Source organism: Acinetobacter lactucae, from assembly GCF_001605885.1.
Lineage (GTDB): Bacteria > Pseudomonadota > Gammaproteobacteria > Pseudomonadales > Moraxellaceae > Acinetobacter > Acinetobacter lactucae.
The window spans coordinates 41,268-62,670 of the sequence record NZ_LRPE01000010.1; the positions used below are offsets into that span (position 1 = coordinate 41,268).

The window sequence follows — 21,403 nt, forward strand, 5'->3', positions numbered from 1 at the left end:
CCTTTTATATAAAAAACAAGATTAAATTTTATTGTTTTCTGCATATTCAACGGTAATATCGAATGACAAGTTTAGTAATATTGACAGTGAACTTTCCGTATGAGGGAGGAGAGCAATTTATAGAGTCAGAGATTTCTTATTGGGATAATACAAAATTCGAAAAAGTATTAATATACCCAAGTAATAGACAAGGTTTAAAACGTTTATATCCTAAAAGTATTAGTATTTTGAACGACCTTCCTCCTAATGTTAGTAAATTAGAGAAGCTATACTTTGTTTTATTAGGTTTTTTCTCTAAAATTTTTTGGAAAGAACTCAAATACCTTTTTTTTTCAAAGAAAACTAATTTTACTAATATATATTATGCTTTAGCTAAAGTTTCAGGTACATTAAAGTATAGTAAGTACCTTAAGGAAAGTATTAAAAATATTGATGGTAAAATTATAATTTATTCTTACTGGAATGATGTTTCTTATTACGCTGCTTGTTGTTTAAAACGTAAAGGTATGGTTAGTAAAGTTATATCTAGAGCACATGGATTTGATGTCTATGAGGAGCGTAATCTTAATAATTATATGCCATTAAAAAGACAATTTAGGCATGATGTCGATAGAGTATTTTTATTGTCAGATCGCGCTCGTAATTATTATAAAGATAAATATAATTACCCATTGAATAGGTTGGCAGTGGCGCGGCTAGGTGTTGTTTTGCCTATAAAGGATTTTGAATATACTAATATTTATAATGAATTAAATATCTTGTCGTTATCATATTGTGTGTCATTAAAAAGAATTGATAAGATTATGGATGCTATAAATGATTTTTCAATTAAACATAATATAAAAGTGAAGTGGACACATATAGGTGGTGGTGATTTATTTGATGAATTAAAACAACGAGCATTAAATATAGTCAAAGAAAATGGGAATTTAAAAGCTAATTTTTTAGGTCAATTAAGTAATAGAGAAGTGCATAATTGGTTACTTAAAAATCATATTAGTGTTTTTATTAATGCTAGTGAATCTGAAGGAGTGCCAGTTTCAATTATGGAAGCTATGAGTTATGGAATTCCAACTATAGCACCTAATATTGGTGGTATTTCCGATTTGGTTAATGAACAGAATGGTTTTTTAATGTCTTCAAAGGCGGATATTTTAGAAATAATAACTGGTTTAGAAACTGTTTTATTTTCAAAGAATATTACTTCATATAGAGAGAATGCACGTAAAACAGTTGAAGATAGGTTCAATTCAGAGAAGAATTATCATGAATTTGTTCATATTATTGAAGAATTGGCTTTAAATGAACAAATCTAAGATTTTAGCATACGCTATTGGGCCAATCGGTTCAGGACTCATCGGTTTAATTACCTTGCCAATGATTACATGGTTTTATTCTGTTGAAGATGTTGGTCGTATTTCAATGCTCCAAGTCTGTACTAGTTTTTTTATATTACTATTTTGTTTAGGGCTAGATCAGGCTTATGTACGCGAGTATCATGAATTAGATAATAAATTTTTATTATTTAAAGTTGTAATTTGGCCAGGCTTATTACTTGGTTCTATATCGCTTTTAGCTATAACTTTATATGATACATCTATTGTATCTAAATTATTGTATGGCATACCAAGTATATATTTAAGTGTATTAAGTATTATTTGTTTTCTTGTCGCTTTAATAGCACGTTTTCTGTCTCTTATTTTACGAATGCAAGAAAAGGCTCTAGCTTTTTCTATGAGTCAGTTGTTACCTAAAATACTATTTTTGGTATTTGTGCTTAGCGTCGTCTGGTTTAATTTTGATAAAAATAGTTATACGCTTTTAACGGCAAATGCTTTGTCATTAATGGCTGCTTTTTTTGTATATGTATGGAATACACGAGAAGAGTGGTTGCCAGCGATAAAAGTTAAATTTGATTGGCATCAGTTTAAAGTAAGTTTAGCTTTCGGATTACCTCTAGTTGTAGGTGGACTGGCATCTTGGGGCTTAAATGTAATGGATAGGCTATTTTTACGTAGTATGTCAACTTATGCAGAGTTGGGTGTCTATTCTGTTGCAATGAGTATTGCTGCTGTTGCAACACTTATTTCTAGTATTTTTAATACCATCTGGTCACCAATGGTTTTTAAATGGATTAGTGAGGGAAATGTCGATTATAAGAAAATTGATGATATTTCAGAATATGTTCTCGCTGCGATCTATTTTGTCGTTGTTCTCGCAGGTATGTTTTCATGGATACTACCATTCTTATTACCTAAAACCTATGTAGAAATTCAATTTTTAATGTGTATCTGCTTGTTGGGGCCGTTATTCTTTACCTTATCGGAAACAACGGCAATAGGGATCACTATTGCGCGTAAGACAAAATTCTCTATGCTAGCTTCTATTTTGGCGATGTTAGTCAGTTTAGTGAGTAATTATATTCTAGTACCTATGTATGGTGCTAGTGGGGCTGCTATATCGACTGCTTTGGCTTTTTGGTGTTTCTATCTATTTAGAACTGAACTTTCTAAAAAAGTTTGGAGAGATTTCGTTACCAAGAAAGCCTATGTTGTTACAGCTTTGTTGATGGTTTTGTCTATAATCAATGTTTTTGCTCCATTTGATATTTATATGCGAATAGGGATGTGGCTTTTCGCATTACTCTTTGGTTTTTATTTGTTTAAAAACATAAAGTTAAAATCTTTATTGCGGTTGGGTTAATTTCGAAGTTCTAGTTATTCTGTTAGAGAACCGTGTTATGAAAATTCTGACTGTATTAGGTACTAGACGTCAGTTCATTAAGGCTTTTGTGCTATGAAAAAGTTACTAATTGTTGGATTACCTTTTTTTCCGCATAAATATCAGTATTTATTAGATTCATATAAAGATATAGGCGTTAATGCTAAGGTGCTGTTAAATGCCGATAGCAATAATAATGATTCCTCTATTACTGAAGAATTTTATTATGCAGGAACAAATAAATTTAAACGAGTATATACTTATTTAACTGTATTATATAAGTTTCGTCCGAAAAATATTGATTGTTATGATTATTCTATATTATCAATCTTTTATATATTAGTTGCTAGATTGTTGAGTGTTAATGTCAGATTTTGGCTTATTGGTGGAGAGCTCGTTGGCGATAAACAAGATGCAAATAATAATTCTTTATTTTTGCGCCTTATTATTAATGCGAAGATGCATTTATCAAGGCTTTGCTTGGTATTCGCAAATACCATTTATGCAAAAGAACATCATCATATAAGAACAATAAAAGATATAAATCCTAAGTTGTTGGATAAAATAGAAAAAATATATAACTGCGTTCCGGTCTCGGAAATTAATCCTGCCCTAGTTAATAAAGAAAGGAAAAGTTTTTTATATGCTAATGCGGTAATTGAGGGTAGACACGTTATGTCTTTGGTACAGGCTTTGGCTGATTTAAGGGATAATCGGGTGGACTATTCGGCGGCTATATATGGATTTAATTCCATTTCAAATAATGTTTATGCTCCACGAGGTACCCCATATTCTGAAAAAACATTGAAATTATATAATGAGTTAAAATTAAATGATTTTGTTGATGTTTATGGGTTTGTTAAAAATATTAAAGATATAATGAAAGATTATAAATTTTTTATTTTACCTGCAGATGTAATATTAGCTAATTATGCTTTGCTTGAAGCAATGTCTTTTGGTCTTGTACCAATTATTTATCCAGGTGATGGTTATGAAGTTATAATAGAAGACGGTGTGAATGGTATTGTCGCTACGGATTTTGATTTAGCTAAAGCTATGATGCGTGCACTATCCCTTTCTCAAACTGAGTATGTAAAGATGTCTGATGCTGCTCATCTTAAGATTAAAAAAGACTTCTCACTTGATTTATGGAAAGAAAAACTTTCTAAACATCTATATTAGTTATTGAGCTTTGATACATTATGAAGATTCTATCAGTATTTGGTACCCGTCCAGAAGCTATTAAAATGGCTCCATTAGTTAAAGCATTAGCTGGAGATAATTATTTTGAATCTCGAGTTGCTGTAACTGCCCAGCACCGAGAAATGCTTGATCAAGTTTTAAAGTTGTTTGAAATTCAACCTGATTATGATTTAAATTTAATGAGAGCTGGACAAGATTTGTATGATGTTACAGCGGGTGCTTTGCTAGGTCTTCGCGATGTTCTCAAAGATTTTCGCCCAGACTTGATTTTAGTACATGGAGATACAACAACTACTCTATCAGCATCCTTAGCTGCTTTTTATCAGCAAATTCCTGTTGGACATGTAGAAGCTGGTTTACGTACAGGCAATATGTATTCACCATGGCCAGAAGAGGCAAATCGTGTATTAACGGGACGACTAGCTGCACTTCATTTTGCTCCTACAGAGCGAAATCAAAAAGCTTTATTACATGAAGATATATCTTTAGAAAAAATTAAAATTACAGGAAATACTGTAATAGATGCTTTGCAGTGGGTGGTAAAGAAAATAGAAAACTCTAGTGAAATGAAGATCTCTATTCGTTCAATTCTAGAACAAGCAGGTTTAAAAGACACAATTATAGATAAACGCTATGTTCTAATTACTGGTCATCGTCGAGAAAATTTTGGAGAAGGATTCGAGAATATTTGTAAAGCTTTATCTTCACTTGCTAAGGTGAACCCTGAAACTCATTTTATTTATCCAGTTCATCTTAATCCGAATGTACAAGAACCTGTGAAGCGATTATTAGGTGGTTTGAATAATGTTCATCTCATTGCTCCATTAAGTTATGAGCCTTTTGTTTATCTGATGCAGCATGCTTATTTAGTACTTACAGATAGTGGGGGAGTACAAGAAGAAGCACCAGGACTTGGTAAGCCAGTTTTAGTGATGCGTGATACAACAGAGCGTCCAGAAGCTGTTGATGCTGGTACAGTAAAATTGGTGGGCACACACTATCAGGCAATTACCTTGGCTGTCCAAGAATTATTAGATGATCCTAAAATTTATCAGCAAATGTCTCGTGCAAATAATCCATATGGAGATGGTTTGGCGAGCCAGAGAATAATTGATTTTATTAAGGAAAATTTTTAATGGTACCTTATTTTACCTTATTATTTGCCGTCATGTTTGGTACTCTATTTGATGGTAAAAAAATAGATAAAATTTTCTTCATTATTTTAAGCTTATGGATGTTGATATTCTCTGCTTTTAGGGTAGGAGGAACTGGTACAGGTGACTATGATGCTTATTTACGGTTATATTCAGCAACGGATACTTTTGAAAAGGTAATAGATCCTGAGATACATGCAGAAATTGGCTTTCGACTACTTTCTTTTTTAGGTCATTCTTTGGGTCTTGGTGAGCAATATATTATTGTCGCCATGGCTACTTTAGCATTAATTCCAGTTACATATATAATTTATAAATACTCACCTTATAAAATATTATCTTTATTAATTTGGATGCCATATTTTTTAGCAATGAATATGCAAACAAGTCGTACTTCTGTTGCAGCGGCTTTTGGTTTGCTTTTTATGATTCTTTATTATAAAAAAAGATGGCTTATAGCATTATTGGCTTTGGTTATTGCCGCTTCATTCCACTCTTCAGCTTTAATATTGGTTTTAGTATTTTTAGCTAGAGTGAGTTTGAAAAAATTATTTTATGCCACAATCATTGCTTTTGCAATGTTAGTCTTTGTTTCTCCCTTTCAAATTTTGCTAAAAATATTCGAAATTTTACATTTAACTAGATTGTCAGATTTTCTATTAAGTTATCTTGCTTCAGATGATTATGGGTATCCTATGGCTATATATGATCCTCGTATTATATTAGCTATGGGGGTGGTCTTTTTGATCTTTAAATGTCAACAGCATATTCCTAAATATTTTGATATGTATTATTGCAAATTATATATAATTGGGGCCTTGCTGATGGTTATTTTTTCCCATGTTGTAATTATGGCTTGGCGTGTTAGTTATTTATTTTTGCTTATAAGTGTAGTTACTATTCCATGGTTGGCTAAAGTTTACAATCTTTTAATTGAAAAAAATATGGGTTCAAAAAGAGTAATGTCTTCAGTATTTATTTTACTGTATTTTTTATATACAGCATCTTTGATTTTAAAAGCCCAACCTTATACATTTTTTTGGTAGAAACTAAAGATGAAAAAATTTTTACTGATAGATACAACTTGGCCAATTAACTCTAGAACTGAGCGATTTAAAAATTCTTTTAAGAAATACTTTAACGTTATTGTAGTCGCTTGGAATCGAGGTTCAGTAGACCTAAACGAGAAATTAGAAGGAACTTATATTTTAGATACCAATATAGGTTATGGAAATCAACTAAAAAAATTATTAAAACTTCCTCTTTTTTTTATTCATATCTATTCAGTTTGTAAGAAAGAAAAGCCTGATGTCTTTTTTGCAAGTCACTGGGACTCATTAATTTGTGCCGTGATGCTAAAGCTCATTTGGAATTGGAAAGTAAAGATAATCTATGACTGTTTAGATTTACCCACTTTATCCAATAATATAATAAGAAAAATAATTCTCTATATTGAGAAAATATGTTTAAAGTTCGTAAACTTGACAATTTTTGCTTCACGACACTTTAAACCTCTCTATTCAAAAAAAGTAAAGTCTTATATCTTTGAAAATTATCCATCGACTGAATTGCTTAATAGTACATCAACTGAACCAGATTGGATAAAGCGTTATGATGATAAAATTCCTAAAGGCTCTAAAAATGTAGCGTGGATTGGAGTGGTTCGGTATTTTGATATTATTGAAAATATATTATTAGCGATAAAAGATACAAATATTTGTTTCTTTGTCTTTGGAGATGGTCCGGATCTTGATAAATTAGTGAAGGCTGTTAACTTTTATAAATTGGAAAAGCAGGTTTTCTTTTTTGGAAGATATAAGCCTTCTGATCTTAAATATATTTATGAAAAGTCGGATTTAGTTTGGGCGGCTTATCCTACAAATGATTTCAATGCTGTTTATGCAATTTCTAATAAGTATTTTGAATGTTCTTTCTTTGAAAAAAGAATTGTTTTATCTAAAAAGACAAAAATGGCTGAGGATTTACAAGATAATTCTAGTGTTATTATTGTTGATGAATACTCACCTAATGATATTAAAGAGAAATTACAGTTCAATACTAAAGTTTCTTTTAATAAATATAGTAAATATGAAAATGACATGACTTGGGAGGATCAAGAGGATAAGCTTATTGATTCTATAAAAAAGGTATTGTAATTTTTTAATTAAATGAAATTTATTAAGTTTAAATTCCATTTAAGTTTGCTTCTTAGGTTTTATATGAATGCTATGTACCATTATCTATGTTTATCAGGATATTAATTAATGAAATTTTCTGTACTAATTTCCATTTATTTTAAAGAGCAGCCAGATCACTTTAATGCGTGTATGGAAAGTATTTGGAATAATCAAACAGTGAAACCTTCTGAAATTATCATGGTAGAAGATGGCCCATTAACTCCTGAGTTAGATCTAATAATTAAATATTGGGAAGAGAAATTAAAAGATATTTTAAAAGTTACTAAACTTGCTGAAAATGTAGGTACAGGTAAAGCAAAAAATATTGGTCTAAAGCAATGCACTAATGAAATAGTTTGTATTGTGGATACTGATGATATCAGTGTTCCGGATCGTTTTGAAAAGCAAATTAAAATTTTATCAAGTGATCCTGAATTAGTAATTTTAGGTGGTCAAATTATAGAGTTTATTGATGATATCTCTTCACCTTCTGGTATGCGAAATGTTCCATTGACAAACTTAGAGCTTCGCCAATACGCAAAAAAACAAAGTCCTTTTAATAATATGACAATTGCTTATAGAAAATCGAAGATTTTAGAGGTAGGTGGATATCAACACCATTTATGGATGGAAGACTACAATCTCTTTTTACGTGTGATTGCCAAAGATTATAAGGTTCAGAATGTACAAGACGTATTGGTCTATGCTCGTATCGATAATGGTATGCATGGACGCCGTAAAGGTTTCCAATATATTAAAAGTGAAAAACAGTTACTAGATTTAAAAAAACAACTAAAGTTACAAAATCCTCTATATGCTAACATGCTGTTTCTGGTACGGTCTGCGTTTAGACTGCTACCAGCAAATTTATTGGGTAAAATTTATAATACCTTTCTTCGTAAAGATATTAAAAAATGAGTGAATGAAAATATGAAGCGTTTAGTAGACATAGTCATTTCTTTAATAGCTTTAACCGTTCTGTCGCCAATATTTCTGATTGTTGCTTATAAGGTCCGTAAAAATTTAGGATCACCCATATTCTTTTATCAAGAAAGGCCTGGGAAAGACGGAAAATTATTTAAAATGATTAAGTTCCGTTCAATGAAAGATGCTTTTGATGAACAAGGAAATCCATTACCAGATGAAGCCCGCATTACTCCATTTGGTCAAAAATTGCGCTCTACAAGCCTAGATGAAATGCCGCAATTGATTAATGTACTTAAAGGTGACATGAGCGTAGTTGGACCTCGTCCAATGCTTAAAGACTTTGTTGCATTATATTCACCAGAGCAGGCACGTCGTTTAGAAGTACGTCCTGGAATGACTGGTTTGGCTCAGGTAAGTGGCCGTAATGAACTAGATTATGAGGAACGATTTAAATGTGATGTTTGGTATGTCGATAATCATAATGTTTGGGTCGACTTTAAAATTATGTTTAAAACAGTCAAAGTGATGACTAAGCGTGAAGGCATTAATGCACCAGGGCATGTTGGACCTTCTTTGTTTAAAGGCAATAATACCCAAGAAAATATCGACTCGTCTGTAAAGTAAATTTTATATCTTGAAAACTACCGTATGATCAAAAAAGCAGTTTTACCAGTAGCTGGTTTAGGTACACGTTTTTTACCAGCAAGTAAGTCAATTCCAAAAGAAATGGTAACCGTTGTTGACCGTCCAGCCATTGAATATGTAGTGCGTGAAGCAGTTGATGCTGGAATAGAGCAGATTATTTTAGTGACTCACTCTTCAAAAGCATCGATTGAAAATTATTTTGATCGAAACTTTGAATTAGAAACTACATTAGAGCAAAAAAAGAAATTTGATTTACTTGCAGAAATTACACAAATTGTTCCACCCCACGTGAGTGTTGTAAGTGTAAGACAACCCCAGCCTTTAGGGTTAGGGCATGCGGTTTTATGTGCAAAGAGTATTGTTGGTCAAGATGATTTTGCTGTGTTATTACCGGATGTTTTGGTGAAAGACGACTCGGGCCGAAATGATTTATCTCGTATGATTGCACGTTATAATGCAATTCAAGCTGCACAGATTATGGTAGAAGCAGTACCTGATAACCTTGTGGATCAATACGGGATTGTAGATGTAGCGCATACTCCTAATGAGGGCGAAAGTATTGCTATGCAAGGCATTGTTGAAAAACCTGCTGTTGGTTCTGCACCTTCTAATCTTTCTGTGGTGGGTCGCTATATATTACCTGCAAAAATTATGCAGCTTTTGGAAAACACCCCAAAAGGTGCAGGTAATGAAATTCAGTTAACAGATGCGATTGCGATGTTACAAGAAACAGATACTGTTGAAGCCTATCGTATGCAAGGCCAAACATTTGACTGTGGTAGTAAACTTGGATATTTAAAAGCTGTATTACATTATGGCATTCAACATCCTAAATTAGGCCCAGAATTTAAACAGCTAATTCAAGAGCTTAAGTTGTAGTATTGTGTAGTTCTGCTTAAGTATTTGTAAAAACTGCTGAATATAATAAACAATCAATATATTCTCTTCCCTGTATGGGAAGAGAAATCTATAGAATATTAAAAAATCAGGTGTGCAATGAAAATCGCAGTGTTTGGAACTACCTTACACGCTGGTGTAATGGCAGCATTACTAGCTGAATATGGCAATCAGATTTATTGGTGCACAAGTGTCACCTGCGAAGAAAATATTTCTGTACTTTCTTATCAAGATCAAGAAGTTAATAATTATTTGAATAAACAAAGAAAATCGGGCTTTCTACAAGAAAGTCCTTTTTCTGCTATTCCACTTGATGTTGAAGTTTATTTATTCTGTTTTAGTCCTACACAAATTCAGCTTGCTTTAAATACAGTTGAGAAGCTAAGCCAACGTCCTATCGTTCACCCTAGATTAATGGTAAATGGTTCTACGTTTGGCTTACATGGAACTGATCAGTTAAAACAATATTTACCAAAAGACGAGTGGGTCTATTTCCCAGATGTAATTCAAGAAGGAAATGCTATTAATAGTGTATTGCATGTAAAGCATGTCATTGTTGGTGTTGAGTCCAATCATGCACGGGATACAATGCAAGAGCTGTTACGCCCATTTTTCCGTTTTAGTTATCAATATTTATTTATGCCGATCTTGGACGCTGAGTTTACTAAACTTAGTATTTCAGGCATGTTGGCGACCCGCATTAGTTATATGAATGACTTAGCTATGGTGGCAGAGAAACTCGGTATTGATATCGCTAATGTGAAGCATGGTATTGCGGCCGATACACGTATTGGTGCGGCTTATTTGTCCGCTGGAGTCGGTTTTGGTGGTGAAAACTTTTCGCATGATATTTTAACACTTTCAAGTACTGTTTCTGAAACTGGGGCGAAAAGTCGACTGTTGGAGCAGGTATGGGCGATCAACGAACAACAAAAAGAAATTTTATTCCGTAAGCTGTGGAATTATTATCATTGTAATTTGAATGGTAAAACCGTGGCTATTTGGGGTGCATCCTTCAAAGAAAATACCTCAAGCATACATAACTCGCCAATTCATATTTTATTAGCTGCATTGTGGGCGCAAGGTGTAACAGTACGTTTGCATGATCCTCAAGCATTAGATGAAATTGCCGCTACATATGGTGACCGTAAAGATTTAGTACTTTGTCATGATCAATATGAGGCTGCTCAAGGCGCACATGCCTTATGTTTGGTTACGGCATGGAAGCAGTATTGGAGTCCTGACTTTAAGAAGTTACAACAATTGATGCAACATCCTTTAATTTTGGATGGGCGTAATATTTATGACCCAGCATATGTAAAGGCTAAGGGCTTTGCTTATGAAGGAGTAGGTCGATTATGAGTAAATCTATCGAGAAATTTCCTAAAGAATTGGTTTCACCTTTACTAAAATTACAGTTAATGGGCGAGAAAAATTCAAAATTACACATAAAAGAATTGTTCGCTTCAGAACCAGATCGCTTTCAACAATATTCTATAAAATTTGATCCATTATTTTTTGATTATAGTAAGCATCGTGTTACTAAAGATATTTTGGAACAATTGACTGCTCTTGCAAAAACTAAGCAATTAAATCAGTGGATTGAACGTCTTTTTTCACAAGACAAAGTAAATTGTACAGAGCAACGTGCAGCAATGCATTGGGCACTACGCTTGCCAGTTGACTATTCGAAGTTTCCAGAGTTAACGGCTCAAGTCCATAACCAGTTACAACGTATGTATGCCTTAGTGGAAAAGATTCATGCTGGTCAATATCGCGGTGCAACCGGTGAAGTGATTCAAGATGTTGTGAACATTGGTGTGGGTGGTTCTGATTTAGGGCCACAAATGGTCACCCATGCGTTGTCAGATTTTAAAGTGAAAACGGCTAAACCTTTAAATGTTCACTTTGTATCGACTATGGATGGTAGTCAGTTGTCGGAGTTGCTCCACCAACTTCGTCCAGAAACAACACTATTTATTATTTCTTCAAAATCTTTTGGAACGATTGATACTTTATCAAATGCCCAAACGGTACGACAGTGGCTTGAAAAAACTTTGGGAACACATGCCCGAGTTTTAAAAAGTCATTTTGTTGGGGTATCAACAAAGGCCGATAAAATGACTGAATGGGGAATTGCCCCAGAAAATCAGTTATTACTTTGGGATTGGGTCGGCGGCCGTTATTCCTTATGGTCCTGTATTGGCTTGCCTATTGCTCTAACGATTGGTGTTGAAGGCTTCCAACAACTTTTGGCGGGTGCTCATGTAATAGATGAGCACTTTCAAAATACAAGTTATGAGCAAAATATTCCTGTTTTAATGGGATTATTAGGTGTTTGGAATAATAATTTTCTAAATATCCAAACTCATGCCGTATTACCTTACGATGGTCGATTAAAGTATTTTGCTGCTTATTTGCAGCAGCTTGAAATGGAATCTAATGGTAAATCGGTACAACGTGATGGTCAAAAAGTCGAACTCGATACGTGCCCAATTGTATGGGGTGAAGTTGGACCAAATGCTCAACATGCCTTCTATCAGTTATTACACCAAGGAACTCAAGCAGTAAGCTGTGACTTTATTGCCCCAGTCCAACGCTATAACGCTGACCATTTTACCTATGTTGAAAATGCAGAGGCTTTAGTCGAGCAGCATCATCTTGCATTATCGAATTGTTTGGCCCAATCCAGATTATTGGCCTTTGGTAATGAAGCTTTAGACTCAACTGAATTAGAAAAACTGCCGATTTACAAACAATATGAAGGTAACCAACCGAGTTCAACCCTGTTATTGAAAGAGTTGAATCCATATAGTTTGGGAATGTTAATTGCTTTATATGAGCATAAAGTTTTTGTGCAGTCTGTAATTTGGAATATTAACCCGTTTGATCAATGGGGCGTCGAAAAAGGCAAACAGATTGCTGATCAACTATTACCTATTTTAAATGGGGTTCAAAATGATCTTTCATCATTAGATGCCTCAACACGTGGATTAATTAAAATATTATTAGGAAAAGTAGATGGCTAAAATCCTAGTTACTGGTGGTGCTGGTTATATTGGTTCACATACCTGTGTAGAGCTTTTAAACGCTGGTCATGAAGTTATTGTTTTTGACAATCTATCAAACAGTTCTGAAGAGTCGTTAACGAGAGTCCAAGATATCACCCAAAAGAGTTTAGCTTTTGTTCAGGGTGATATTCGTAATGCAAATGAACTTGATCGCGTGTTTCAAGATCATTCAATTGATGCTGTAATTCACTTCGCAGGTTTAAAGGCAGTAGGTGAAAGTCAGGAAAAACCGCTGATTTATTTTGATAATAATATTGCTGGTAGTATTCAACTCGTTAAGTCGATGGAAAAAGCAGGTGTCTATACGCTTGTGTTTAGCTCTTCTGCGACAGTATATGACGAGGCCAATATATCTCCATTAAATGAAGATATGCCAACAGGTATGCCAAGTAATAACTATGGCTATACTAAACTGATTGTTGAGCAATTGCTGCAAAAACTGTCAAATTCAGATTCTAAATGGTCGATAGCTTTACTACGCTATTTTAACCCAGTTGGTGCACATAAGAGTGGCCGTATTGGTGAAGACCCACAAGGTATTCCAAATAATTTAATGCCTTATGTGACTCAAGTTGCTGTAGGTCGCCGTGAAAAGCTATCTATTTATGGTAACGACTACAATACTGTAGATGGGACTGGGGTACGTGACTATATCCATGTCGTCGATTTAGCGAATGCTCATTTATGTGCTCTAAATAATCGATTAGAAGCGACAGGTTGCCGTGCATGGAATATTGGCACAGGTAATGGTTCATCAGTTTTGCAAGTTAAAAATACATTTGAGCAAGTTAACGGTGTGCCTGTTGCTTTTGAATTTGCACCACGTCGAGCAGGCGATGTAGCAACATCATTTGCTGATAACGCTCGTGCAATTGCTGAGCTAGGTTGGCAGCCGCAATATGGTTTAGAAGATATGCTTAAGGATAGCTGGAATTGGCAGAAGCAGAATCCAACAGGTTATAAAAATTAGTTTATATTGCTTAAATAATGATGGTGATAGAGTTTAGATAGTTATGAGATTTGCTTTATCACTACATTTTTATTCCATCTAGGCTTTTAAAACAATATTTTACTTATACGAATATAGTTTTAGGCGTAAAGGAGCACTCTTAGAGATTCAAAAATGACAAATTTCGATAGTATGACTCTAGATTAAGCAACTCTATATAATCGAGTAGGACGACTTAACGTTTTACTTATATCTTTTAAATCTATTCCATAAAGCTTGTTCTAGGTTAAGTAATCTAGTGAAAAAGAACAAGGTAGTTGATAGAATTCTGAAAATATTTTTTTATAATTGATATTGATATATGAATAAAAGAATTGATATACAAATTTTAAGAGCTTTTGCTGTTATTTTTGTCGTGCTGTTCCATCTTGAAGTTACTGGTATACAAAGTGGTTTTCTTGGTGTTGATGTCTTTTTTGTAGTAAGTGGCTTTTTAATGGCCATTCTATACAAACCTGGAGAGGCAAAAAAGTTCTTTGAAAGACGAGCTAAGCGTTTATTACCTGCATATTTTGCAACAGTAATTCTTACATTAATCGCAGCTATATTTGTTGTTCTTCCTTCTGAACAGGAAGCCGTTTTAACTCAATCAATATACAGTATATTCTTTGCTAACAATTTTGGTTTCTGGCTACAAAACTCGTATTTTAGTAAATCAGATTTTAAACCCCTACTTCATCTGTGGTCTCTTGGTGCTGAGATCCAGTTTTATTTAATAGTACCTCTTTTAGTATTTTTCTTTAAAAAGTCTAAATTTTTACTTCCGATTGCACTAATTGGCTCACTTCTAAGCTGTATTTTTATCCTAGGTATTGCTCCTCAAACATCATTTTTTATGATGCCATTACGTGTTTGGGAGTTTTTAATTGGGTTTGTGGTAGCTTATTATTTAACCATTAATGGTAATATTAAATTTAATAATTACAGTTTTTTGGGATTAATTGGTTTAGCTATAATTTGTGCCGTACCATTTCTTCATATTGATGGAAATTCTGTAAATCGATTAAATGCACATCCTGGTGTACACGCATTAATTGTTTGTATTGCAACAGCCCTAGTTCTGAGTTTTGGATTACCTAAATTTTTACAAAATAGTAAATTAGGTTTACTTCTTTCAAAAATTGGTGACTATTCCTACTCTATTTATCTTGTTCACTTTCCCATTATTGTTCTCTATTTATACAAACCTTTTACGGGTACAAATTTACATCCTGAAAATTTATTAGATAAGATTTCTTTATTTATTCTAATTGTAGTAGCTTCAATTCTAATGCACAAATTGATTGAAACTAGAAACTTTAAGAATATAAAGAGAGAATATCTAGTTTCTATCATCTCAATAGTTGCATTGGTTGGTATAACGAAAATTACTCAAACCTATTTTTATAATCAGCAAGAGAAAAATATTTTTGCAGGTTTAAAAGACCGTGCAACGTATCGCTGTGGCAAACTTAAACGTATTTCTGATCCCAAAGCTGTCACATGTAAAATCAACAATGAAAATTTTGAAAAATCAATTTTATTGGTAGGAAACAGTCATTCAGATTCAATTAAAATGGCATTTTCTGAAGAAGCTGCCAAGAACAAATATAATACTTATTTTGTAGTTTCTAATACTCCTCTAATTGAAGGACCTTTCACTGTAGATGTTTTACTTAAAGAAGCTGCTCGACTAAAGACAGGGCGAATTGTAATGCATTATTCATCACCAGCCTTAGATGATAAGTTACTTGAAAAAATAGAAAGCCTTCTTAAACATAAAAATATTTCAATTGATTTTATTATGCCTGTACCTATTTATAAAGAACCAGTACCAAAAATTCTTTATGAGAATAATGCTACTGCACAATATGATGTACATAAGTACCTTGATGATAATGCTATCTTCTTTACTAAACTTGAAGTCTTAGAATCTAAGTATAGCAATTTAAAAATAGATCATGTGAAGCAAATACTTTGTAAGCCTACTTGTATAATTAGTGATGAAAATAAATATCCATATTACTTTGATAGTAATCACTTGAACCTCACTGGAGCTAAATTGCTAATCCCCGTGTTTGAAAAAATCTTTTCTTCTTATTCAGATAAGGAAAAATGAATTAACTTAAAATAAATTATTTTTTTAATATCATTAACTACCTATAGCTACTTAGTAGCTATAGGCTTATTTTTTAGTTAAAATTTCATATTTATTTCTTTATAATTCAAATATTTGTATATTTTTTCGTTCTTGAAAACTCATAAACCTACCAAGTGAGCAACTAATTTTTATGGTAATATTCGCCATTGCCTTTTGTCCTTTCGCTTAAGTTATGGTTTTTCTGCGTCAACAGCTTCTCTTTGTTTTCGTTGCTTTTCTTTCAACTTGTTTGGGATTGTATATTGCATGGGATATGCAATTGAGCCTAATTAAGTTTTATACATATTTGAGTTCAGATAGGGCTTTGTTTTCAATCTTATTTAATTATGCAGTCATTCAGCTATTTTTTATAGTGACGGGCCGGAGATATACTGCTTTATTGCTGAGCCAATTATTTGTTATATTTTTAAATTTTATTAATAAAAAGAAGCAACAATATTTATTTAGTAATTTAAGTCCTGAAGATATTTTTCTTGTGCCTGAGGCAATGAAAGCAACACCGTGGCATTTACAAGTTATTTTCTTTAGTTCAATTATTTTCTTTCTTATTACCCTGCTAATCGCAATAAGAAAAGAAAGTAAGGCGACATTTCATTCCTATGTACCAAATATTATTATTTTTAGTTTATTGAGTAGTAGCTTAATTTATTTAAATTTCATTAGGAATCCTATGGGTGCTTGTTTTTCTGAAAATAAGCCTATGATTTGTGCAAGCCTACAGGAATTTCCAAATACTAGAAATGACTGGATCGGTGATTATCGGAAAATTCAAGATTATGGTTTTGTGACTTTTTACATTTCTAAAGTATTGGATAATGTAACGAGTGTATTATTGCCTAATCAAAAAGTGTCTGAACATGAAATACAGCAAATTTTGCAACAACATCATTTGGTTCAATCATTAGAGAAGAATAAGAGGGAATATCCGAATATTGTTGTTATTATGGAAGAGTCTTTTTGGGATTCTCATCATTTAGATAGTGGTTTACCCAAAGATTTACTATCTTTTGTTCATCAAAATCAGGTCTCTAATTTATTGTCTCCTTCTTTTGGGGGAGGTACTGCTAATGTCGAGTTTGAAGTCCTGACGAGTCTCAATACAACTTTTTTCCCAAATGAGTTGTTATATGTCTCTAAGCTAAAGAAGCCAATTTATGCTCTACCTTATTATTTAAATTCAATTGGTTATCAAACAGTTGCAATGCATAATAATTATAGTTACTACTATAATCGTAATAAGGTATATCCAGATTTAGGGTTTGAGAAATTTATATCGCTTGAAAATATGATTGCCCATAAAGATCTAGGGAAAGTTATTAATTTGGGTGGCTGGGTTACTGATGATCTTATTTTTGATTCAATTAAGTCTACTTTAAAAGAGAATGAGCTACAGCCAAAGTTTATTTATGCGATTACTGTTGAAAATCACCCAATGTACAACGATGATCGATTTGGTAAACAAAATTATAAACTTAATAAAGAGCTATCTGAAACTGAAAAGCAAAAATTAAGTACTTATACTGCTGGAACTGCGCGTGCTAACCAAAAGCTAAAAGAGCTCGCTGAATATTTAAAGACAGTAGATCGACCAACAATTTTAATTGCTTTTGGCGATCATTTGCCGAATCTACAAGAAGTTTATGATAGTTATGATTTTTTTAAAGATGATCCTGAGCGAACTAATTTAAAAAATTATCAGACACCATTTGTAGTGTGGAGTAATTATAAATTAGATAAGAAGTCTTTAAAGCAACCTTATCTTGCTGCAAGTTTCGTTGCTCCAAAATTGTTAAAGCTAGCAGGGCTACAGTTGCCAGATTACTATCAATTTGTTGATGACTTTTCGAGTTGTTATAGTGCTATCCATCAAAAATTTATTAATGAAAATCCTACATGTAATTTTGATAAGAAAGCATTATTAAAAGATTATGAAAATCTAAATAAGGATGTATTAGATGGGCATAATCATACATATAAGATTATGCAGAATACTCAAGAAGAGATGGAAAAATAATTTTCCATCTCTGATATGGAGGAATTATTAAGATTGAATCAGCCCAGTTAACTCATCTATATAATGCTGCATTGGCTGAGCTTGGCGGTCTGCACGGCTTTCAATATTGAGACGTAATAAGGGTTCAGTATTTGAAGCACGGACGTTAAAACGCCATGCGCCAAAGTCGAGGCTTACACCATCGGTACGATCAATTTGTGGATTTTGATCAGCATAGAAATCAAAAATCTTTTGAATAGTGATCTGTGTATCAGCCACTTTAAAGTTGATTTCACCACTGCAAGGAAACTTGGTAATCATATTTTCAACGAGGGTTGAAAGAGATTGTCCTGTTTCAGAGAGTAGGGCAACGGTGAGTAACCACGGAATCATACCGCTGTCGCAGTAAGCAAAGTCACGGAAATAGTGATGGGCACTCATTTCACCGCCATATACAGCATTGTGTTCACGCATGACATCTTTAATGAATGCATGACCAGATTTTGACTGTACGGCAATGCCTTTGAATTCATCTACAATATCGAATGTGTTCCACACTAAACGTGGGTCATGAACAATTTTTTCGCCTGACTGTTTAATCAAGAAAGCTTGAGCCAATAGACCAACAATATAGTAGCCTTCAATGAACTGACCTTTTTCATCGAACAAGAAACAGCGGTCAAAATCGCCATCCCATGCAATTCCCATATCGGCTTTATGTTCAATTACAGCATTTCGGGTACTGTCACGGTTTTCAATTAAAATTGGGTTAGGAATCCCATTTGGGAACGTACCATCTGCTTCATGATGAATTTTAATAAATTCAACAGGTACCTTAAGCGCTTTAAATTTTTCTTCAATAGCATCAATGACGTGACCAGCTGCACCATTACCTGCGTTTACCACCAATTTAAGGGGGCGGATTTTTGCAGGTTCAATATAAGTCATTAGGTGGTCAACGAACTCAGGCAAAATGTTATAACTTTGTGTTGTACCTTTTTGGCTAACCTCCTCAAAGTTATTAATTTCTGCTAAAGCCTGAATTTCTTTTAGACCTGTATCTGCACTAATTGGACGAGCATTTTCTCGAACCAGTTTCATGCCGTTATAGTCCATTGGGTTATGACTAGCAGTAACCTCAATACCACCTTGTACATCTAAATGAAAAGCAGCGAAGTAAACTTCTTCAGTACCCGTCATGCCTAAGTCAAGCACATTCACACCCACATCATTTAAACCGCGGATGGTCGCTTGTTTTAAAGACTCACTGCTTAGACGAATATCACAACCTACAACAACAGTCTTTGGTTTATAGATTTGTCCGTAAGCGCGGCCAATTTTATAGGCGATTTCTTCATTCAATTCGGTGCCGAGTTTGCCTCGGATATCATAAGCTTTAAAACACGTTAAAGTAGTCATTATTCAATTCAATACATGTGGTTTGAGTTGTGTGCACATTATACATAGATCATGAAACAGGGATGTTTATAGTTTTTATATTCAAGTTTTACGCTTCATTTCTATAGGCTCAATCTAAATTTGTAAGAATGTTTTTACGACTTTAGTCTAATAAGAAAATCCATAAGTTCAAAATAGCTTGATTTTACTTATTTCTATTGGTAATACCAATTTTGAAGTTTATTTAATTATTGACCTCCAAAATAATTGTTCTTATGATGCGATCTGTGGTTTAAGGAATAACATTTGCACTTAAATTTTAATTGGTCATACCAATTGTGATAAATGTTTAAAATTTTAAGGTACAAAAATTCGCCCCGGCATTTCAAGGAGATGACAATGCTCAATATGTGGCAACAACTTTATGACCCTTTAAATAATATTTGGCTGTCCAGTGCGGTTGCATTAATCCCGATTATTTTCTTCTTTTTGGCATTGGCTGTATTTCGTTTGAAAGGCAGTATTGCGGGTACAGGCACAGTCATTATTGCATTATTGATTGCTCTCTTTTTCTATCAAATGCCGGGTCAAATGGCCTTTGCGTCAATCATTTACGGTTTCTTCTATGGTCTATGGCCAATTTCATGGATTATTATTGGGGCAGTTTTTTTATACAAAATTTCGGTAAAAACAGGCCAGTTTGAGATTATTCGCTCAAGCATTTTGTCGATTACCGAAGACCAACGTCTGCAAATGTTATTGGTTGGTTTTGCCTTTGGTACTTTCTTAGAAGGGGCTGCAGGCTTTGGTGCTCCAGTTGCGATTACGGCTGCACTCCTTGTAGGTTTAGGGTTTAAACCACTTTATGCTGCTGGTTTATGTTTGATTGTAAATACGGCGCCAGTGGCATTTGGTGCAATGGGTATTCCAATTATTGTGGCGGGGCAGGTTTCTGGTGTAGACACCATGGAAATTAGCCAAATGGTGGGTCGTCAGTTGCCATTTTTAGTCATTATCGTATTGTTCTGGATTATGGCGATTATGGATGGCTGGCGTGGTGTTAAGGAAACTTGGCCTGCAGTGTTAGTGGGTGGTGGTGCTTTTGCGATTGCCCAATATCTTACATCTAACTTCATTGGCCCTGAGTTACCAGATATTACCGCAGCAATTGCGTCCTTGGTGAGCCTGACTTTACTATTCCGCGTTTGGAAACCAAAACATATTTTCCGTTTTGAACCTGAAGCAGGTCAAGTATTGACTCAGCAATCTACTACGGTTCAACGTTATAGCATTGGAAAAATTGTAAAGGCGTGGTCTCCATTTGCCATCTTAACAGTGATGGTCACCATCTGGAGTGTTAAGCCATTTAAAGCTTTATTTGCAAAAGATGGTGCTCTTGAGCACTGGATTTTTAAACTTGAAGTGCCGTATTTGCATAAATTGGTCGAAAAAATGCCACCAATTGTGGCAGAGATGAAGCCATACGAAGCGATTTATAAGTTTGATTGGTTCTCTGCTACAGGTACTGCCATTTTTATTGCCGCAATCATCACTGCTATTTTCTTGAAAATGAAAGCGAGTGAAGCTGTAACGACTTTTGGCGAAACACTCAATGAGTTGAAAACACCGATTTATTCAATTGGTATGGTGCTGGCATTTGCTTTTATTGCGAACTATTCAGGTTTATCTGCAACTTTAGCTTTGGCTTTATCGCATACGGGTCATGCGTTTACTTTCTTCTCGCCATTTTTGGGTTGGCTTGGTGTGTTCCTTACGGGATCAGATACCTCTTCAAATGCTCTGTTCTCGGCACTACAGGCGACTACGGCTCAGCAAATTGGTATTCCAGAAGTGTTGCTTGTAGCTGCGAATACCAGCGGTGGTGTAACAGGTAAGATGATTTCTCCACAATCGATTGCCATTGCTTGTGCAGCGGTAGGCTTAGTTGGAAAAGAATCTGACTTGTTCCGTTTCACGGTAAAACATAGCATCATATTCACTGTCTTTGTTGGCATCATTATTACGGTTCAGGCTTATCTGGTTCCGTGGATGATTCCATAACTCTAGT

The 21,403-nt window shown here is 34.0% G+C and carries 16 protein-coding genes; 15 read left to right on the plus strand and 1 reads right to left on the minus strand.

The window, feature by feature from the left end:
- Positions 1–62: 62 nt before the first annotated feature.
- From AWW73_RS04850 to AWW73_RS04915, 14 genes are all read left to right on the plus strand, one after another.
- Entirely contained in the window at positions 63–1,316 is a 1,254-nt protein-coding gene (locus AWW73_RS04850) for a glycosyltransferase (RefSeq protein ID WP_062848924.1), read from the plus strand.
- Entirely contained in the window at positions 1,303–2,703 is a 1,401-nt protein-coding gene (locus AWW73_RS04855) for a lipopolysaccharide biosynthesis protein (protein ID WP_062848925.1), read from the plus strand. The genes AWW73_RS04850 and AWW73_RS04855 overlap by 14 nt, the downstream gene beginning before the upstream one ends.
- A 93-nt stretch (positions 2,704–2,796) precedes the next feature.
- A complete protein-coding gene (locus AWW73_RS04860; protein WP_062848926.1) occupies positions 2,797–3,903 on the plus strand; it encodes a glycosyltransferase in 1,107 nt (368 codons plus the stop codon).
- A gap of 20 nt (positions 3,904–3,923) precedes the next feature.
- A complete protein-coding gene (wecB, locus tag AWW73_RS04865) occupies positions 3,924–5,060 on the plus strand; it encodes a non-hydrolyzing UDP-N-acetylglucosamine 2-epimerase (protein WP_062848927.1) in 1,137 nt (378 codons plus the stop codon).
- A complete protein-coding gene (locus tag AWW73_RS04870; protein ID WP_062848928.1) occupies positions 5,060–6,124 on the plus strand; it encodes an EpsG family protein in 1,065 nt (354 codons plus the stop codon). The genes wecB and AWW73_RS04870 overlap by 1 nt, the downstream gene beginning before the upstream one ends.
- A gap of 9 nt (positions 6,125–6,133) precedes the next feature.
- Positions 6,134–7,234 carry a glycosyltransferase gene (locus AWW73_RS04875; protein WP_062848929.1) on the plus strand — a complete coding sequence of 367 codons (1,101 nt, stop codon included), beginning with the start codon at positions 6,134–6,136 and terminating at the stop codon, positions 7,232–7,234.
- Positions 7,235–7,342: 108 nt separating this feature from the next.
- Entirely contained in the window at positions 7,343–8,173 is an 831-nt protein-coding gene (locus tag AWW73_RS04880; protein WP_062848930.1) for a glycosyltransferase, read from the plus strand.
- Between the two features lie 12 nt (positions 8,174–8,185).
- Entirely contained in the window at positions 8,186–8,806 is a 621-nt protein-coding gene (locus AWW73_RS04885) for a sugar transferase (RefSeq protein ID WP_062848931.1), read from the plus strand.
- A 24-nt stretch (positions 8,807–8,830) separates the two neighbouring features.
- Positions 8,831–9,706: a UTP--glucose-1-phosphate uridylyltransferase GalU gene (gene galU / locus AWW73_RS04890; protein ID WP_062848932.1), complete on the plus strand. Its 876-nt coding sequence runs from the start codon at positions 8,831–8,833 to the stop codon at positions 9,704–9,706.
- A gap of 117 nt (positions 9,707–9,823) precedes the next feature.
- Positions 9,824–11,086, plus strand: a complete 1,263-nt coding sequence (locus AWW73_RS04895; protein ID WP_062848933.1) for a nucleotide sugar dehydrogenase — start codon at positions 9,824–9,826, stop codon at positions 11,084–11,086.
- Positions 11,083–12,753, plus strand: a complete 1,671-nt coding sequence (gene pgi / locus AWW73_RS04900) for a glucose-6-phosphate isomerase (RefSeq protein ID WP_062848934.1) — start codon at positions 11,083–11,085, stop codon at positions 12,751–12,753. The genes AWW73_RS04895 and pgi overlap by 4 nt, the downstream gene beginning before the upstream one ends.
- The gene (gene galE, locus AWW73_RS04905; RefSeq protein ID WP_062848935.1) at positions 12,746–13,765 is read left to right on the plus strand and encodes a UDP-glucose 4-epimerase GalE; all 1,020 of its coding nucleotides are present in this window, start codon (positions 12,746–12,748) and stop codon (positions 13,763–13,765) included. Before pgi ends, galE begins: the two co-directional genes overlap by 8 nt.
- Before the next feature lie 340 nt (positions 13,766–14,105).
- The gene (locus AWW73_RS04910; RefSeq protein WP_062848936.1) at positions 14,106–15,902 is read left to right on the plus strand and encodes an acyltransferase family protein; all 1,797 of its coding nucleotides are present in this window, start codon (positions 14,106–14,108) and stop codon (positions 15,900–15,902) included.
- A gap of 394 nt (positions 15,903–16,296) precedes the next feature.
- Positions 16,297–17,958 (plus strand): LTA synthase family protein, encoded by a 1,662-nt coding sequence (locus tag AWW73_RS04915; RefSeq protein WP_081409498.1) that lies wholly within the window; start codon positions 16,297–16,299, stop codon positions 17,956–17,958.
- Positions 17,959–17,985: 27 nt separating this feature from the next.
- Here the strand turns inward: AWW73_RS04915 and AWW73_RS04920 are convergent, their stop codons facing one another.
- The gene (locus AWW73_RS04920) at positions 17,986–19,356 is read right to left on the minus strand and encodes a phosphohexomutase domain-containing protein (protein ID WP_062848938.1); all 1,371 of its coding nucleotides are present in this window, start codon (positions 19,354–19,356) and stop codon (positions 17,986–17,988) included.
- Between the two features lie 372 nt (positions 19,357–19,728).
- On the opposite strand from AWW73_RS04920, the gene lldP reads away from it, so the two are divergent.
- Complete coding sequence (lldP, locus tag AWW73_RS04925) at positions 19,729–21,396, plus strand: L-lactate permease (RefSeq protein WP_171254632.1); 1,668 nt, start codon at positions 19,729–19,731, stop codon at positions 21,394–21,396.
- Positions 21,397–21,403: the final 7 nt, after the last annotated feature.

Coding starts and splice junctions, on each gene's coding strand:
- AWW73_RS04875 (WP_062848929.1), top strand. CDS start 6,134: ATGAAAAAATTTTTACTGATAGATACAACTTGGCCAATTAACTCTAGA.
- AWW73_RS04910 (WP_062848936.1), top strand. CDS start 14,106: ATGAATAAAAGAATTGATATACAAATTTTAAGAGCTTTTGCTGTTATT.
- AWW73_RS04870 (WP_062848928.1), top strand. CDS start 5,060: ATGGTACCTTATTTTACCTTATTATTTGCCGTCATGTTTGGTACTCTA.
- wecB (WP_062848927.1), top strand. CDS start 3,924: ATGAAGATTCTATCAGTATTTGGTACCCGTCCAGAAGCTATTAAAATG.
- AWW73_RS04920 (WP_062848938.1), bottom strand. CDS start 19,356: ATGACTACTTTAACGTGTTTTAAAGCTTATGATATCCGAGGCAAACTC.
- galE (WP_062848935.1), top strand. CDS start 12,746: ATGGCTAAAATCCTAGTTACTGGTGGTGCTGGTTATATTGGTTCACAT.
- AWW73_RS04855 (WP_062848925.1), top strand. CDS start 1,303: ATGAACAAATCTAAGATTTTAGCATACGCTATTGGGCCAATCGGTTCA.
- AWW73_RS04885 (WP_062848931.1), top strand. CDS start 8,186: ATGAAGCGTTTAGTAGACATAGTCATTTCTTTAATAGCTTTAACCGTT.
- AWW73_RS04880 (WP_062848930.1), top strand. CDS start 7,343: ATGAAATTTTCTGTACTAATTTCCATTTATTTTAAAGAGCAGCCAGAT.
- AWW73_RS04895 (WP_062848933.1), top strand. CDS start 9,824: ATGAAAATCGCAGTGTTTGGAACTACCTTACACGCTGGTGTAATGGCA.
- galU (WP_062848932.1), top strand. CDS start 8,831: ATGATCAAAAAAGCAGTTTTACCAGTAGCTGGTTTAGGTACACGTTTT.
- pgi (WP_062848934.1), top strand. CDS start 11,083: ATGAGTAAATCTATCGAGAAATTTCCTAAAGAATTGGTTTCACCTTTA.
- lldP (WP_171254632.1), top strand. CDS start 19,729: ATGACAATGCTCAATATGTGGCAACAACTTTATGACCCTTTAAATAAT.
- AWW73_RS04860 (WP_062848926.1), top strand. CDS start 2,797: ATGAAAAAGTTACTAATTGTTGGATTACCTTTTTTTCCGCATAAATAT.
- AWW73_RS04850 (WP_062848924.1), top strand. CDS start 63: ATGACAAGTTTAGTAATATTGACAGTGAACTTTCCGTATGAGGGAGGA.